Consider the following 13,922-nt stretch of genomic DNA (forward strand, 5'->3'; position numbering starts at 1 on the left):
GCCACCGGCCACCCGCCGCAGCCGTCCGCACCAGTCAGAGCAGAAAGAGAAGGACATGACCACATCAGCACCCTCGAGCGTGGGGTCCGGCGTCGAGTTGGAGATCGGCGGGATGACCTGCGCCTCCTGCGCGATGCGGATCGAGAAGAAGCTCAACAAGCTCGAGGGTGTCGTGGCGACCGTCAACTACGCGACCGAGAAGGCGAAGGTCACCGTTCCCGACGGCTACGACCCGGCGCTGCTGATCGCCGAGGTCGAGAAGACCGGCTACTCGGCCGCGCTGCCGGCACCGAAGACGAAGCGCACCGACGACGGGTCGACCGGCGACGACGAGGATCCGGAGCTGCGCTCGCTGCGCAACCGGCTGATCGGCTCCGTCGTGCTGACGGTGCCCGTGATCGCGATGGCGATGATCCCCGCCCTGCAGTTCACCTACTGGCAGTGGGCCTCTCTCGCCCTGGCCGCGCCCGTGATCGTCTGGGCGGCCTGGCCGTTCCACAAGGCCGCGTGGACGAACCTCCGCCACGGCGCAGCGACCATGGACACGCTCATCTCGATGGGCACCTCGGCTGCGTTCCTGTGGTCGCTGTACGCGCTGTTCTTCGGCACGGCCGGCACGCCGGGCATGACGCACCCCTTCGAGTTCGCGCTGGCACCCTCCGACGGAGCGGCCAACATCTACCTCGAGGTGGGCGCCGGGGTGACCATGTTCATCCTCGCCGGGCGCTACTTCGAGAAGCGGTCCAAGAAGCAGGCGGGTGCCGCCCTGCGCGCTCTCCTCGAACTCGGAGCGAAGGAGGTCGCGGTCCTCCGCGGCGGCGTGGAGACGAAGATCCCCGTCGAGGACCTGCAGGTGGGCGACGAGTTCATCGTGCGTCCGGGCGAGAAGATCGCCACCGACGGCATCGTCGTCTCCGGGACCTCGGCGGTGGATGCATCCATGCTCACGGGCGAGGCCGTGCCCGTCGAGGTCGCCGAGGGCGACTCCGTCACCGGCGCCACCACGAACGTCGGCGGTCGACTCGTGGTGCGGGCGACCCGCATCGGCTCGGACACGCAGCTGGCGCAGATGGCGCAGCTCGTCGAAGACGCGCAGACCGGGAAGGCCGAGGTGCAGCGCCTCGCCGACCGGATCTCCGGGGTGTTCGTGCCGATCGTCATCGTGATCGCGGTCGTGGCGCTCGGCGGCTGGCTCGGAGCAGGGTTCCCGGTGTCCGCGGCATTCACGGCGGCCGTCGCCGTGCTCGTGATCGCCTGCCCGTGCGCACTCGGCCTCGCCACCCCCACCGCTCTGCTGGTCGGCACCGGCCGCGGCGCGCAGTTGGGCGTGCTCATCAAGGGCCCGGAGGTTCTGGAGTCCACCCGCAAGATCGACACCGTCGTGCTGGACAAGACCGGAACGGTCACCACCGGCAGGATGACCCTCGTCGACGTGTTCGTCGAAGACGGCACCGACCGCGCGGAGCTGCTGCGGCTCGCCGGTGCACTGGAGGATGCCTCCGAGCACCCCATCGCGCAGGCCATCGCCAAGGGTGCGACCCAGGAGGTCGGTGCACTGCCGACACCCGAGGACTTCGCGAACATTGAAGGCAAGGGCGTGCAGGGCGTCGTCGACGGTCACGCCGTGCTGGTGGGCCGTGATTCGCTCCTCGCCGAGTGGTCGCAGAAGCTCAGCCGCGAGCTCGCCTCGACCAAGGCGCGCGCCGAGGGCGAGGGCAAGACCGTCGTCGCAGTCGGCTGGGACGGGCAGGCACGAGGCATCCTCGTCGTGGCCGACACCGTCAAGCCGAGCAGCGCCGAGGCGATCGCCCAGTTCAAGGCGATCGGCTTGACCCCCATCCTGCTCACCGGCGACAACGAGGCGGTCGCCCGCCGGATCGCCGCCGAGGTGGGCATCGAAGAGGTCATCGCCGAGGTCCTCCCGAAGGACAAGGTCGATGTCGTCACCCGGCTGCAGCGCGAGGGCAAGACCGTCGCGATGATCGGCGACGGCGTCAACGACGCCCCCGCCCTCGCTCAGGCCGACCTCGGCCTCGCCATGGGCACGGGGGCGGATGTCGCGATCGAAGCATCCGACATCACCCTGGTGCGCGGCGACCTGCGCAGCGCGGTGGACGCGATCCGCCTGTCCCGCAAGACCCTCGGAACGATCAAGACCAACCTGTTCTGGGCCTTCGCCTACAACGTCGCCGCCATCCCCGTCGCAGCCCTCGGGATGCTGAACCCCATGCTCGCCGGTGCGGCGATGGCGCTCTCGAGCGTCTTCGTCGTCGGCAACAGCCTGCGCCTGCGCGGGTTCCAGAGCATCGCCAAGCCCTGACCACCTGAACCCCTCCGAAGAACGAGAGGATGACCCCATGACCGATCCGCACGCCCACCACCACGCACCCGCGCCTTCCGTGGAGACTCCGCACGCCCCGGATGCGCACGCCGGGCACGAGAACCACGGCGGGCACGAGAACCACGGCGGCCACGGCGGCCACGGCGGCCACGGCGGGCACGCAGGTCACGGCGACCATGTCGGCCAGTTCCGTCGCCTGTTCTGGATCAACCTCGTCATCGCCGTGCCCGTGGTGGCGTTCTCGCCGATGTTCGCGATGATCTTCGGCTACGAGGTCCCCGGGTGGGCGCGGTTCATCGCACCGGTGCTGGGAACGGTCATGTACGTCTGGGGCGGCTGGCCCTTCCTCACCGGCGCCGTGAGCGAACTCAAGACGCATAAGCCGGGCATGATGCTCCTCATCGGCCTCGCCATCACGGTGGCATTCGTCGCGTCGTGGGGCGCGACGCTCGGGATGCTCCATCACGAGCTCGAGTTCTGGTGGGAGCTCGCCCTGCTCATCGTCATCATGCTGCTCGGCCACTGGATCGAGATGCGCTCCCTCGCGCAGACCACCTCGGCGCTCGACTCGCTCGCCGCCCTGCTGCCGGATGAGGCCGAGCGCGTCGAGGGCGACATCGTCGTCACGGTCTCGCCCGCCGATCTCGTCGTCGGAGATGTCGTAGTCGTCCGTCCTGGCGGAAGCATCCCGGCCGACGGCCGCATCATCGACGGCACGGCGGCGATGGACGAGTCCATGGTCACCGGGGAATCGCGTCCGGTCACCCGTACCTCGGGCGACACCGTCACGGCGGGAACGGTCGCCACCGACTCGGGCCTGCGCGTCGAGATCACCGCCACCGGCGACGACACCGCCCTGGCCGGCATCCAGCGTCTCGTCACCGAGGCGCAGAACTCCTCCTCGCGGGCCCAGCGCATCGCCGACCGCGCCGCCGCGCTGCTGTTCTGGTTCGCGCTGCTCTCGGCCGCCCTCACCGCCGTGGTCTGGACCCTGGTCGGCAACCCGGATGCGGCCGTGGTGCGCAGCATCACCGTCCTCGTCATCGCCTGCCCGCACGCACTGGGCCTCGCGATCCCGCTGGTCGTGTCGATCGCGACCGAGCGCGCCGCCCGCGGAGGAGTCCTCATCAAGGACCGCCTCGCGCTGGAGAGCATGCGCACGGTCGACGCCGTGCTCTTCGACAAGACCGGCACGCTCACCAAGGGAGCACCGACCGTGACCGCCGTCGAGCCCTCCGGAGACATCGACGCCGACACCTTGCTGGCCCTCGCCGCATCCGCCGAGGCCGACAGTGAGCATCCGCTCGCCCGCGCCATCGTGCGCGCCGCCCAGGAGAAGGGCATGTCTCTCGCGAAGGCGTCGGGGTTCACCTCGTCGCCCGCGGTCGGCGTGACGGCGACGGTCGACGGCCGGGAAGTGCGCGTCGGCGGCCCGAAGCTCCTCGACGAGGTCGGCGGGCACGAGATCGCGGCCGCCGACGAGTGGCGGGACGAGGGCGCCATCATCCTGCACGCGGTGGTCGACGGACAGGTCGTGGGCGGGTTGAAGCTCGCCGACGAGGTGCGCCCCGAATCACAGCAGGCCGTGGACGCCCTGCACAAGCTCGGCGTCGAAGTGGTCATGATCACCGGCGACGCCCAGGCCGTCGCCGAGTCGGTCGCCGCCGAGCTCGGCATCGACCGCGTCTTCGCCGGCGTGCGGCCCGAAGACAAGTCCGCCAAAGTCAAGGAGCTGCAGGCCGAGGGCAAGAAGGTCGCGATGGTCGGCGACGGCGTCAACGACGCTCCCGCCCTCGCCCAGGCCGACGTGGGCATCGCGATCGGCGCGGGGACGGATGTCGCCATCGCCTCGGCCGGAGTGATCCTCGCGAGCTCCGACCCGAGGTCGGTGGTCTCCGTGATCGAGCTGTCCCGAGCCGCGTACCGCAAGATGAAGCAGAACCTGTGGTGGGCGGCCGGCTACAACCTGCTCTCGGTCCCCCTCGCCGCCGGCGTGCTGGCGCCCATCGGTTTCGTCCTGCCCATGTCGGTCGGGGCTATCCTGATGTCCCTGTCGACCGTCGTCGTCGCACTGAACGCGCAGCTGCTGAGACGCATCGACATCACCCCCGAAGCGAGCACGCGCGCCGTCCTCGGCCGCTGAGACCCCGATCATGCGACGAAGGAAGCAGAGATGACCCCCGAAGCGACGGCCGACGAGCACACCCACGGCTACATCACCGACAAGACCAAGTACCTGAACCGGATGCGCCGCATCGAGGGTCAGGCGCGCGGGATCACGAAGATGGTCGACGACGAGAAGTACTGCATCGACATCCTCACCCAGATCAGTGCACTCACCAGCGCACTGCAGGCGGTGGCCGTCGGGCTTCTCGACGACCACCTCAAGCACTGCGTCGTGGACGCGGCGCGCATGGGCGGCGACGACGCCGACGCGAAGATCAAAGAGGCGTCCGACGCGATCGCGCGACTCGTGCGGTCCTGAGCATTCATCCGCGCCTCGAGGAGGCGCACCTGCAGGACCTAGCGCCCCCCGAACCCGTAGAGCGTGCCCGGGTTGAGGAACTGCCTTCCCCAGAGGAGGCTCCGATCTGCTGACGTCAATCGCCCGTGTTCGGCTGCGTCCTCCCAGTCGTCGCGAATGACACCTTCGATCCGTTCCAGGATGCTCGTCGCCTCGACTTCGGTGAGCCCGTACAGGCTTCTTGCGGACAGGAGGTCTGCGAAATTGTTGCTCCGCGCCCCACGCCTGTCATAGGCGATGGCCTGCGATGCTGTTTCCCCGCTGCGCCTCATGGGCGACAGGTCGTAGGCAGGGCTGAGTATCGCGTTCTTCCCGTCCCACAGAGCGGCATGATTGCGAAGGTGGTCGTCGGAGTTGGATATCGCCATGTTGAAGGCGATGCGGGTGAAGAGCTCTTCGGCTGTTCCGTCCGGCGCTCGATGCACACGCAACGAATCCAAGAAGTCCACATAGCTTCCGCTGCGCGCCTGAAGTTCGTCGAGACCTGTCATCGTCAGCGCACTCACGGCGAGCACGCGCTGATTCACGGCGACGCGGTCAAACCTCTCGACGAGCAGCACACTGCGACCGAGCACACTCTCGACACGAGTGGCGGCGACGTTGATACCTGCCCGTCCAGCGAGGAACATGCTCGCCGCCTCGGCCCCCACGACCGGGAAATTGTCGTTGGACGCGCTGAACTTCGCGATGTACTCTCGATCACCATCGCGGAGGATGGCTTTCGGGCGAGCACCGCCCATCGCGGTGCCACTCAGCAGAGCGCGCTCGAGCTCGTAGGGCAGATTTCCCCCCGCATCGACGGTGTCGGCTGCGGTCAGCAGCTCATCTAGCGGTGCCGACTCAGCGTTGCGGGGAGCATACTCCGACGGCGACATCTGAAAGTCGATGGCACCGAACCTGTTGGATCCGGAGCGAAGCAGGTAGGTGCGCTCATCCACGTCCCCGGTGTCTGCGTCCCTGCCACGGTCGCCGGTCACCTGATACTGCACGACGCGTCGCCCCCACGCATCCGGCGAGGCGTCACGGAGCGCTCCGGGTAGCCCCATTGAACCTGTCGGGCCATAGGTGTCGCCCGATAGGGGAAGGGTCGGCGACAGGGAGATGGCGTTCTCCCGTTCGCGGTACAGCCGGCCATAGTCGAACGAGAACTGCTCAGGGGCGTTCTCTCGCAGCCTCCCCGCCGGAACCGGCGCGGTCTCACCGGGCAGCCACGCCCAGACATAGACGTCAGAAGTCGAGGCCATCGCCCTCATCCCTCCGAGGTCGGTCGACACGGGCAGGCAACAGCGCGAGGCGTTCTTCACCCCGACGACGCAAGGCGATGAGCTCACTGGGGTCGTCGACACCGAACAATGGCACGCCGACGATGGTTGCGACGTTGAAGACCGTTCCGATGCTGGTTGCGGCGCTACCGCGCTCGATGGAGTTGAGAGTCGTACGGGATATGCCGGCGGTGCCTGCGAGTTCATCGGCTGTCATGCCGCGACTCGCGCGCGCCATTCGGATCTGCTGGCCCAACACCGCGAGCGCGTCTTCCGCAGCTCGCGTGGTCCCCACTCGCACCCTGCCCATGTCCAATAGATTAGGCGCAAATGCTATTTATGTCCAAAGTATTGGACGAATGCTACAGCGCGAAGATCCGCCACGACGCGGCGTGCGTCGCTCCCGCAGCGAGGGTCACGAGGTCCAAGCCGGAGTTGAACGCGTCGGGCGGGCACGTCATCGGCTCCACCGCGAGGCCGATGCGGTGCGTGTCCGCGACGGCGGGAGTGTCGGCGGTGTGCACCTGCACCCATGGGCAGCGCTCGTTCCACGCCATGCCGACGCCATGACCGTCGGCGGCAGTGAGCCGCACCTCGGCCAGGCCGCCGTCACGCGTCAGGCCGGTGAACGCGTGATCGATGAACACGTCGCCGATGGGGCGCGCCGAGCGGAAGTCCCACTCCGGATGCTGCGACACCGGCTCGACCGCGATCGGGCTCAGCCGGTCGGGTGTGACCGTGAGCACCTCGGATGCCGGGAGCAGCAGAGTCCAGTCGTCGACACGCTGGGCCCCTGAGCCGGTCGAAGGCCCCGCCACGAGGTACGGGTGCGGGCCGGTGCCCCAGGGCGCGGCATCCGCCCCGACGTTGTGCGCGGTCACCGTCTGATGCAGCCCGTCGACATCGATTCGGTACTCGACCTCGACCTCGACGCGGAAGGGATAACCGGTCTGCGGCACGATCACGGCGGCCAGCACGACCCGGTCGTCGAGCACCAGACGGTCCTCGAACTCGACCCAGGCGAGCAGCCCGTGCAGCGCGTGGCCCCGCTCCGGCTCGGTGAGCGCCAGCTGCTGCTCCGCCCCGCCGAACGAGTAGCGCCCGTCGACGATGCGGTTCGGCCAGGGGGCCAGCGTCGCGCCGCGGTACCCGGGGCGCACGGCATCCGCGTCGAACGGCACCACCAGGTCGCGGTCCTCGAACGTGAGCGTTCGCAGCGTCGCCCCGATGCTGACGATCACGGCCTCGTACCCGTGCGCGGCGATCCGCAGCTGACGGCCGGAGCGCGGCATCGTCGTCACAGGCCCTGCGCCAGACGGTAGTAGGCCTGGTTCCAGCGCACCTGCTTCTGGAACTCGGGCAGCGTGGTGCTGTCGTCGATCACGAGCAGCTCGACCTCGGCCATCTCGGCGAAGTCGCGGAACGCCTCGATCCCGACCGCGGTCGACATGACCGTGTGGTGCGCGGCGCCGGCGGTGAGCCAGGCGGCGGCGCTCGTGGTGAAGTCGGGCTGCGGCTTCCACACCGCGCGCCCGACCGGCAGCTTCGGCAGCGCGGCCCGCGGCGGTACGTTCTCGACCACGTTGGCGGTGAGCCGGAACCGGTCGCGCATGTCGCTGAGCGCCACCACGACGGCGGGGCCGGGGTCTGCCGTGAAGACCAGGCGCACCGGGTCGTCCTTGCCGCCGATGCCGAGCGGGTGGATCTCGAGCGTGGGCTTCGCGGAAGTGAGCGACGGCGACACCTCGAGCATGTGCGCCCCGAGGATCAGCTCGTCGCCGGGGGTCATGTCGTAGGTGTAGTCCTCCATCAGGCTCGCACCACCCGGCAGGCCCGCGCCCATGACGTTCGCGATGCGCACGAGCACGGCCGTCTTCCAGTCGCCCTCGGCGCCGAAGCCGTAGCCCTCCGCCATCAGCCGCTGCACCGCGAGGCCCGGCAGCTGCTTCAGCGCGCCGAGGTCTTCGAACGAGGTCGTGAACGCACCGAAGCCGCCTTCCTCGAGGAACGACCGCAGTCCGATCTCGATCGCGGCGCCGTCACGCAGCGACTCGTGCCGCTCGCCACCCTTCCGCAGCTCGGGCACGACCTCGTACAGCTCCTCGTACTCGGCGACGAGCGCGTCGATGTCGGCGGCGGATGCCGCGGCCACGGCCTCCGCCAGCTCGTTCACGCCCCAGGTGTTCACCTGCACGCCGAACCGGAGCTCGGCCTCGGTCTTGTCGCCCTCGGTCACCGCGACGAAGCGCATGTTGTCGCCGAAGCGGGCGAGCTTCAGGTCGCGGGAGGCCGCGAGACCCGCCGCCGCCCGCTGCCAGGTGCCCAGCTCACGACGCAGCCTCGGGTCGGAGGCATGCCCGACGATGGTCTTGCGCGGCACGCCCAGGCGCGTCTGGATGTACCCGAACTCGCGGTCGCCGTGCGCCGCCTGGTTCAGGTTCATGAAGTCGAAGTCGATGTCGGCCCAGGGCAGCTCCACGTTCGCCTGCGTGTGCAGGTGCGCGAGCGGCTTCTGCAGCGCGTCGAGTCCGGCGATCCACATCTTCGCCGGGCTGAACGTGTGCATCCACGCGACGAGGCCGATGACCCGGTCGTCGGCATTGGCCTCCAGCGCCGTGCGCTTGATGGCGGCGGCATCCGTCAGCACCGGCTTCCAGACGATCCGGACCGGAACCTCGGGCGACTCGTCGAGCAGCCGCGCGATCTCCTGCGACTGCGCCGCGACCTGCGCGAGCGTCTCGGGACCGTAGAGGTGCTGGCTGCCGGTGAGGAACCAGACCTCGTAGCCGTCGAGGGAGGTGGTGAGCGGGGTGCGGGTCATGAACGGTCCTTACAGGGATGCGACGGCGGCGGCCTCGACGGCCAGACCCGCCCGGTAGCGGTCGAGGTAGGCGGAGAACCCGGCGACATCGGCCGGGTCAGGGTCGGCGGTGGTGAGGGATGCGGTGGCGAACACGCGCTGGTCGAGGTACTCCGCCAGCGAGAGGTCTTCGGCATGGGAAAGGTAGGAGGCGAGCACGGCGATGCCCCACGCGCCACCCTCCGCGGCGAGCTCGCCGACCGCGACCGGAGCATCGAGCGCACCGGCGAGGAAGCGCTGGGCGACCCCGGCGGTGCGGAACATGCCTCCGTGGGCGAACATCCGGTCGAGCTGCACGCCCTCGGCCGCGAGCACCTGCATGCCGAGCGCGAGCGTGCCGAACACGCCGTAGACCTGGGAGCGCATGAAGTTCGCGAGCGTGAGGGCACTGTCGGGGGTGCGCACGAACAGCGGACGACCCTCGACCAGACCCGCGATCGGCTCGCCCGCGAGGTGGTTGTAGACGAGGAGGCCACCGGCATCGGCTTCGCCCTCGAGCGCCTCGCGGAACAGGACGTCGAATGCCGCATCGTCGTCGATCGGCTGCCCGGCCGCGGCGGCGAATCGCGTGAACAGCCCGGCCCACGCCGCGAGCTCGCTGGCGCCGTTGTTGCAGTGCACCATGGCCACCGCATCGCCCGCCGGGGTGGTCACGAGATCGAGCTCGTGGTGCACGTCGGCGAGCGGATGCTCCAGCACGACCATCGCGAAGATGCTCGTGCCCGCGCTCACGTTGCCGGTGCGCGGCGCGACCGAGTTCGTCGCGACCATGCCGGTGCCCGCGTCACCCTCCGGCGGACAGAGCGGGATACCGGGGCGCAGCGCGCCGCTCGGGTCGAGGAGGGCGGCACCGTCGGCGGTGAGCGTGCCGGCCGCGGCGCCGGCGGGGAGCACGGCAGGCAGGAGCCGTGCGGCCGGCGCGGCCAGACGCTCGCCGGCGAGGGCGTCGTAAGCGCGCAGCATCCACTCGTCGTAATCACCGGTCGCCGTGTCGATCGGGAACATGCCCGAGGCGTCGCCGACTCCGAGCACCCGCTCGCCGGTGAGGCGGTGGTGCACATAGCCGGCGAGGGTGTTCACGCTCGCGACCCGGGCGAGATGCGGCTCGGCGTCGAGCACGGCCTGGTGCAGGTGCGCGATCGACCACCGCAGCGGGATGTTCACCCCGAACAGCTCCCCCAGCTCGGCGGATGCCGCTCCCGTGCTGGTGTTGCGCCAGGTGCGGAACGGCACGAGCAGCTCGCCGAACGCGTCGAACGCCAGGTAGCCGTGCATCATCGCCGAGACCCCGATGGCGCCGAACGTGTCGGGGCGGATGCCGTGGCGCTCCTGCGCATCGTCGATCAGAGCCGCATACGCCGCCTGGAGGCCGCTCCACACCTCGTCGATCGCGTAGGTCCAGCGACCGTCCTCGAGCCGGTTCTCCCATGAGAAGGACCCGGTCGCGAGCACCTCGGTCGCATCGGAGCCGATCAGGCAGGCCTTGATGCGGGTCGAACCCAGCTCGATGCCGAGGCTCGTACGCCCATCACGGATGTCGTCGAGCGCGGTCACTGAGCTCTGTCGAAGGGTCATCGGCGGGTGTCTTCGGTCTGGCCGTACACGTTCTGGTAGCGGTCGAACAGGCTGTCGATGGCGGCCTGCGGAATCGGGATGAGCGGCCCGGCCTCGCGGGCGAGATGCACAGTGCGGGCGACGTCCTCGACCATGACGGCGGCCTTCACGGCATCCTCCGCATCCGCGCCGATCGTGAACGGACCGTGGTTCTGCATGAGCACCGCCCGGGAGCGGTGCCCGCGGAGAGTCTCGACGATGCCGCGGCCGATCGAGTCGTCGCCGATGATCGCGAAGGGTCCGATCGGGACGGGACCGCCGAACTCGTCGGCCATCGCGGTGATGACGCAGGGGATCTCCTCGCCGCGGGCAGCCCAGGCGACGGCGTACGTCGAGTGCGTGTGCACGACCCCGCCGACCGCGGGCATGTGCCGGTAGACGTAGGCGTGCGCTGCGGTGTCGCTCGACGGGGAGCGGTCGCTGCCGGGCGTGCCCGGGATCACGTTCCCGTCGAGGTCGCACAGGATTATGTTCTCGGGCGCGAGGTCGTCGTAGCTCACCCCGCTCGGCTTGATCACGAAGAGATCGGCACCGGGCACGCGGCCCGAGATGTTGCCGCCGGTCCAGACGACCAGCCCGTAGCGGACCAGCTCGCCGTGCAGACGGGCGACATCCGCGCGGGCAGCCGCGATCGCGTGCTCGATGTCGGGTTCGAAGGTGGGGGCGTCGTCGCTCACAGCTGCCTCAGGGTTCGCATCCGGCCACTGTGACCGGTCACAGAAGTCTGTCACGGGAGTCGCGCGGGCGTCAACCCTCCCCCCCTCCTGCCCCCTCTCCCGCTCCCTTTCACGCCCTCTCCCGCCCCCTCTCGCCCGCCTCTCTCTCGCCCTCTCCCGCCCCCTCTCGCCGAGTGCACGGGAAGGTGCCGAGTGCACGGGACATTCACGGCGACAGGCCGTCCACTCGACGACAAGCCGTGCACTCGGCGGGGCGCGGCGAGGCGAGGCGGGGCGGGGCGCGGCAGGGCGCCGCGCAACAGCGGATGCGGCGGTATCGGTTACCGCGAGTGCACGGGGAGCTGCCGAGTGCACGGGACGTTCACGGCGACAAGCCGTCCGCTCGACGACAAGCCGTGCACTCGACGCCGGGGGCGGGGGCGAGCGGGGCGCGGCAAGGTGCTGCGCAACAGCGGATGCAGCGGTATCGGTTACCGCGAGTGCACGGGAAGCTGCCGAGTGCACGGGACGTTCACGGCGACAAGCCGTGCGCTCGACGACAAGCCGTGCACTCGGCGTCGTAGGGCGCGGGGGCGGGAGCAGGCGCCGGCGCCGGGAGCGGGAGCGGGGATGCGGGAGCGGGCGGGAGTCAGCGGGGCGGGGCGACGGAGGCGCGGGAGACCAGCACCGGCGCCACCGGGGTGAGAGCGGATGCGGCGGCAACGGTTCCGCCGATCACCGCGCCGACCGCCCGACGCGCGAGCTCGTCGAAGTCCTGCCGCACAGTCGTGAGCGGGGGCCAGTAGTACGCGGCATCCGGGGCGTCGTCGAACCCGACCACGCTGACATCGCCGGGAACCGTGAGCCCTGCCTCGTGCAGGGCGCTGAGCAGACCGAGCGCCATCTGGTCGTTCGCCGCGAACACCGCCGTGACCCCGGAACCGCGAACAGCATCGACCGCCGCATACCCGGACCCTGCCGACCAGTCCCCGGCGATCACCGGCCCCGGCGTCAGCCCGCGGGCCGCGAGCTCGGCGGCGAACCCCTCGGCGCGCGACTCGGCCTCGAGCCAATCCGCCGGTCCCGCGAGGTGCGCGATGCGGGTGTGCCCGGCGTCGGCGAGCGCGGCGACCGCCAACCGCGCACCCGCCGCCTGATCCACCGACAGCCCGGTCGCCCCGAGTCCGGCGGAGTGCAGCGTCACGACCGGCACGCCGATGCGCAGCGCGGCGAGCGCCTCCAGCGTCTGGGCGTGCGGGGCGACGACCACGATCCCCTCCACCCCCTGCACGACGAGGTGGTCGACCGCCGCGACGACGGCTCCGGCATCCGCGGCATCCGCGAAGGCCGCGCTCACCCAGTACCCGGCCTCGCGCGCCGAAGCCTCCAGCGCGGCGAGACTCCGCGACGGTCCGTACTGCAGCGCATCCGAGGCCAGCACACCGAGGGTCCGGGAGCGCCGGGTGCCGAGCGCGCGGGCGGCGTTGTTCATGCGATAGCCGAGCTCGGCCATCGCTGCGACGACGCGCTCCTTGGTCTCGGTGGCGACGTCGGGGTGGTCGTTCAGCACCCGCGACACGGTCTGCCGGGACACCCCTGCGCGGGCGGCGACGTCGCGGACGCCGATGGATCGGCTGCGGCCGCTGCTCGTGTCACTCACGCCGACGAGTGTACGACGACCGATGCCGTCGGCCCCCCGCCGTGCCACTCTGGTGACATGCGCATCGCTCTCACCGGCTCCTCCGGCAAACTCGGCCGCGTCGTCGCGCGGGAACTCCGTGCGAACGGCTACGACGTCATCGGCATGGACCTCACCGGCACCCGCGGCCCCGACTTCGTGCAGGTCGACCTGACCGACTACGGCCAGGTCGTCGACGCGTTCACCGCGGTCGGCGACAGGCACGACGGCATCGACGCGGTCGTGCACCTCGGGGCGATCCCGGCTCCCGGCATCCGCACCGACGTGGCGACCTTCCACAACAACATGCCGGCCACGTTCAACGTGTTCTGGGCGGCTGTGCGCCTCGGCATCCGTCGCATCGTGTACGCGTCGAGCGAGACGGTGCTCGGGCTGCCGTTCGACGTGGCGCCGCCCTACGTGCCGGTCGACGAGGACTATCCCGCGCGCCCGGAATCCGTGTATTCGCTGGTGAAGACGCTCGAGGAGCAGCTCGCGACCGAGCTGGTGCGCTGGCATCCCGACCTGTCGATCACGGCGCTGCGGTTCTCGAACGTGATGGTTCCCGAGGACTACGCGGAGTTCCCCTCGTTCGACGCCGACGCCCTGCGGCGCAAGTGGAACCTGTGGGGCTACATCGACGCCCGCGACGGAGCTCAGGCGGTGCAGCGCGCGCTCGAGGTCGCGGCCCCCGGATTCGACCGGTTCATCATCGCGGCGGCCGACACCGTGATGTCGCGGCCCAACGACGAACTGCTCGCCGAGGTCTTCCCCGACGTGCCGAGGCGCCGCGAGTTCGGCCCGAACGAGACGCTGCTGTCGATCGACCGCGCACGCCGGATCCTCGGCTACGACCCGCAGCACTCCTGGCGCGACCACGTGTGACGGCGGAGCCGGTCTGCCGGCTCCGTTCCGGTCGCACTTTCTGCCGCTTCACGCGCGTTATAGCGACACGAACTGCGACCGGAACGCAGTGGCAGCCGCGGG

11 protein-coding genes are annotated in these 13,922 nt (G+C 70.1%); 4 read left to right on the forward strand and 7 right to left on the reverse strand.

Translation table 11 applies throughout. The features are described from left to right. Nucleotides 1-55 precede the first annotated feature (55 nt). The 3 genes from ACWGO6_RS07270 to ACWGO6_RS07280 are packed head-to-tail and all read left to right on the forward strand — an operon-like array spanning nt 56 to nt 4,826. On the forward strand, nt 56-2,320 hold the full coding sequence (locus ACWGO6_RS07270; RefSeq protein ID WP_452326304.1) for a heavy metal translocating P-type ATPase: 2,265 nt from the start codon (nt 56-58) through the stop codon (nt 2,318-2,320). Nucleotides 2,321-2,357: 37 nt separating this feature from the next. Further along, complete coding sequence (locus ACWGO6_RS07275) at nt 2,358-4,484, forward strand: heavy metal translocating P-type ATPase (RefSeq protein WP_452326305.1); 2,127 nt, start codon at nt 2,358-2,360, stop codon at nt 4,482-4,484. Between the two features lie 30 nt (nt 4,485-4,514). Continuing rightward, nucleotides 4,515-4,826, forward strand: coding sequence for a metal-sensitive transcriptional regulator (locus ACWGO6_RS07280; RefSeq protein WP_029264439.1), 312 nt, complete (start codon nt 4,515-4,517; stop codon nt 4,824-4,826). Nucleotides 4,827-4,864: 38 nt separating this feature from the next. Here the strand turns inward: ACWGO6_RS07280 and ACWGO6_RS07285 are convergent, their stop codons facing one another. The 7 genes from ACWGO6_RS07285 to ACWGO6_RS07315 form a co-directional block, all read right to left on the reverse strand. Beyond that, a complete protein-coding gene (locus tag ACWGO6_RS07285; protein ID WP_452326306.1) occupies nt 4,865-6,139 on the reverse strand; it encodes a type II toxin-antitoxin system HipA family toxin in 1,275 nt (424 codons plus the stop codon). After that, nucleotides 6,093-6,437 (reverse strand): helix-turn-helix transcriptional regulator, encoded by a 345-nt coding sequence (locus ACWGO6_RS07290; protein WP_452326307.1) that lies wholly within the window; start codon nt 6,435-6,437, stop codon nt 6,093-6,095. The genes ACWGO6_RS07285 and ACWGO6_RS07290 overlap by 47 nt, the downstream gene beginning before the upstream one ends. Before the next feature lie 52 nt (nt 6,438-6,489). After that, nucleotides 6,490-7,419 carry an aldose 1-epimerase family protein gene (locus ACWGO6_RS07295; RefSeq protein WP_452326526.1) on the reverse strand — a complete coding sequence of 310 codons (930 nt, stop codon included), beginning with the start codon at nt 7,417-7,419 and terminating at the stop codon, nt 6,490-6,492. 5 nt (nt 7,420-7,424) lie between these two features. Next, on the reverse strand, nt 7,425-8,948 hold the full coding sequence (araA, locus tag ACWGO6_RS07300; protein WP_452326308.1) for an L-arabinose isomerase: 1,524 nt from the start codon (nt 8,946-8,948) through the stop codon (nt 7,425-7,427). A 9-nt stretch (nt 8,949-8,957) separates the two neighbouring features. After that, the gene (locus ACWGO6_RS07305) at nt 8,958-10,562 is read right to left on the reverse strand and encodes a xylulokinase (RefSeq protein WP_452326309.1); all 1,605 of its coding nucleotides are present in this window, start codon (nt 10,560-10,562) and stop codon (nt 8,958-8,960) included. Then, on the reverse strand, nt 10,559-11,278 hold the full coding sequence (locus ACWGO6_RS07310; protein ID WP_452326310.1) for an L-ribulose-5-phosphate 4-epimerase: 720 nt from the start codon (nt 11,276-11,278) through the stop codon (nt 10,559-10,561). Before ACWGO6_RS07310 ends, ACWGO6_RS07305 begins: the two co-directional genes overlap by 4 nt. A gap of 628 nt (nt 11,279-11,906) precedes the next feature. Further along, nucleotides 11,907-12,917: a LacI family DNA-binding transcriptional regulator gene (locus ACWGO6_RS07315; protein ID WP_452326311.1), complete on the reverse strand. Its 1,011-nt coding sequence runs from the start codon at nt 12,915-12,917 to the stop codon at nt 11,907-11,909. 57 nt (nt 12,918-12,974) lie between these two features. Between ACWGO6_RS07315 and ACWGO6_RS07320 the strand changes: the two genes are divergently transcribed. Next, nucleotides 12,975-13,820, forward strand: a complete 846-nt coding sequence (locus ACWGO6_RS07320; protein WP_452326312.1) for an NAD-dependent epimerase/dehydratase family protein — start codon at nt 12,975-12,977, stop codon at nt 13,818-13,820. Nucleotides 13,821-13,922: the final 102 nt, after the last annotated feature.

It is taken from the genome of Microbacterium sp. NPDC055665 (assembly GCF_053618035.1).

Coding starts and splice junctions, on each gene's coding strand:
- ACWGO6_RS07270 (WP_452326304.1), top strand. CDS start 56: ATGACCACATCAGCACCCTCGAGCGTGGGGTCCGGCGTCGAGTTGGAG.
- ACWGO6_RS07275 (WP_452326305.1), top strand. CDS start 2,358: ATGACCGATCCGCACGCCCACCACCACGCACCCGCGCCTTCCGTGGAG.
- ACWGO6_RS07280 (WP_029264439.1), top strand. CDS start 4,515: ATGACCCCCGAAGCGACGGCCGACGAGCACACCCACGGCTACATCACC.
- ACWGO6_RS07290 (WP_452326307.1), bottom strand. CDS start 6,437: ATGGGCAGGGTGCGAGTGGGGACCACGCGAGCTGCGGAAGACGCGCTC.
- ACWGO6_RS07295 (WP_452326526.1), bottom strand. CDS start 7,419: ATGCCGCGCTCCGGCCGTCAGCTGCGGATCGCCGCGCACGGGTACGAG.
- araA (WP_452326308.1), bottom strand. CDS start 8,948: ATGACCCGCACCCCGCTCACCACCTCCCTCGACGGCTACGAGGTCTGG.
- ACWGO6_RS07305 (WP_452326309.1), bottom strand. CDS start 10,562: ATGACCCTTCGACAGAGCTCAGTGACCGCGCTCGACGACATCCGTGAT.
- ACWGO6_RS07320 (WP_452326312.1), top strand. CDS start 12,975: ATGCGCATCGCTCTCACCGGCTCCTCCGGCAAACTCGGCCGCGTCGTC.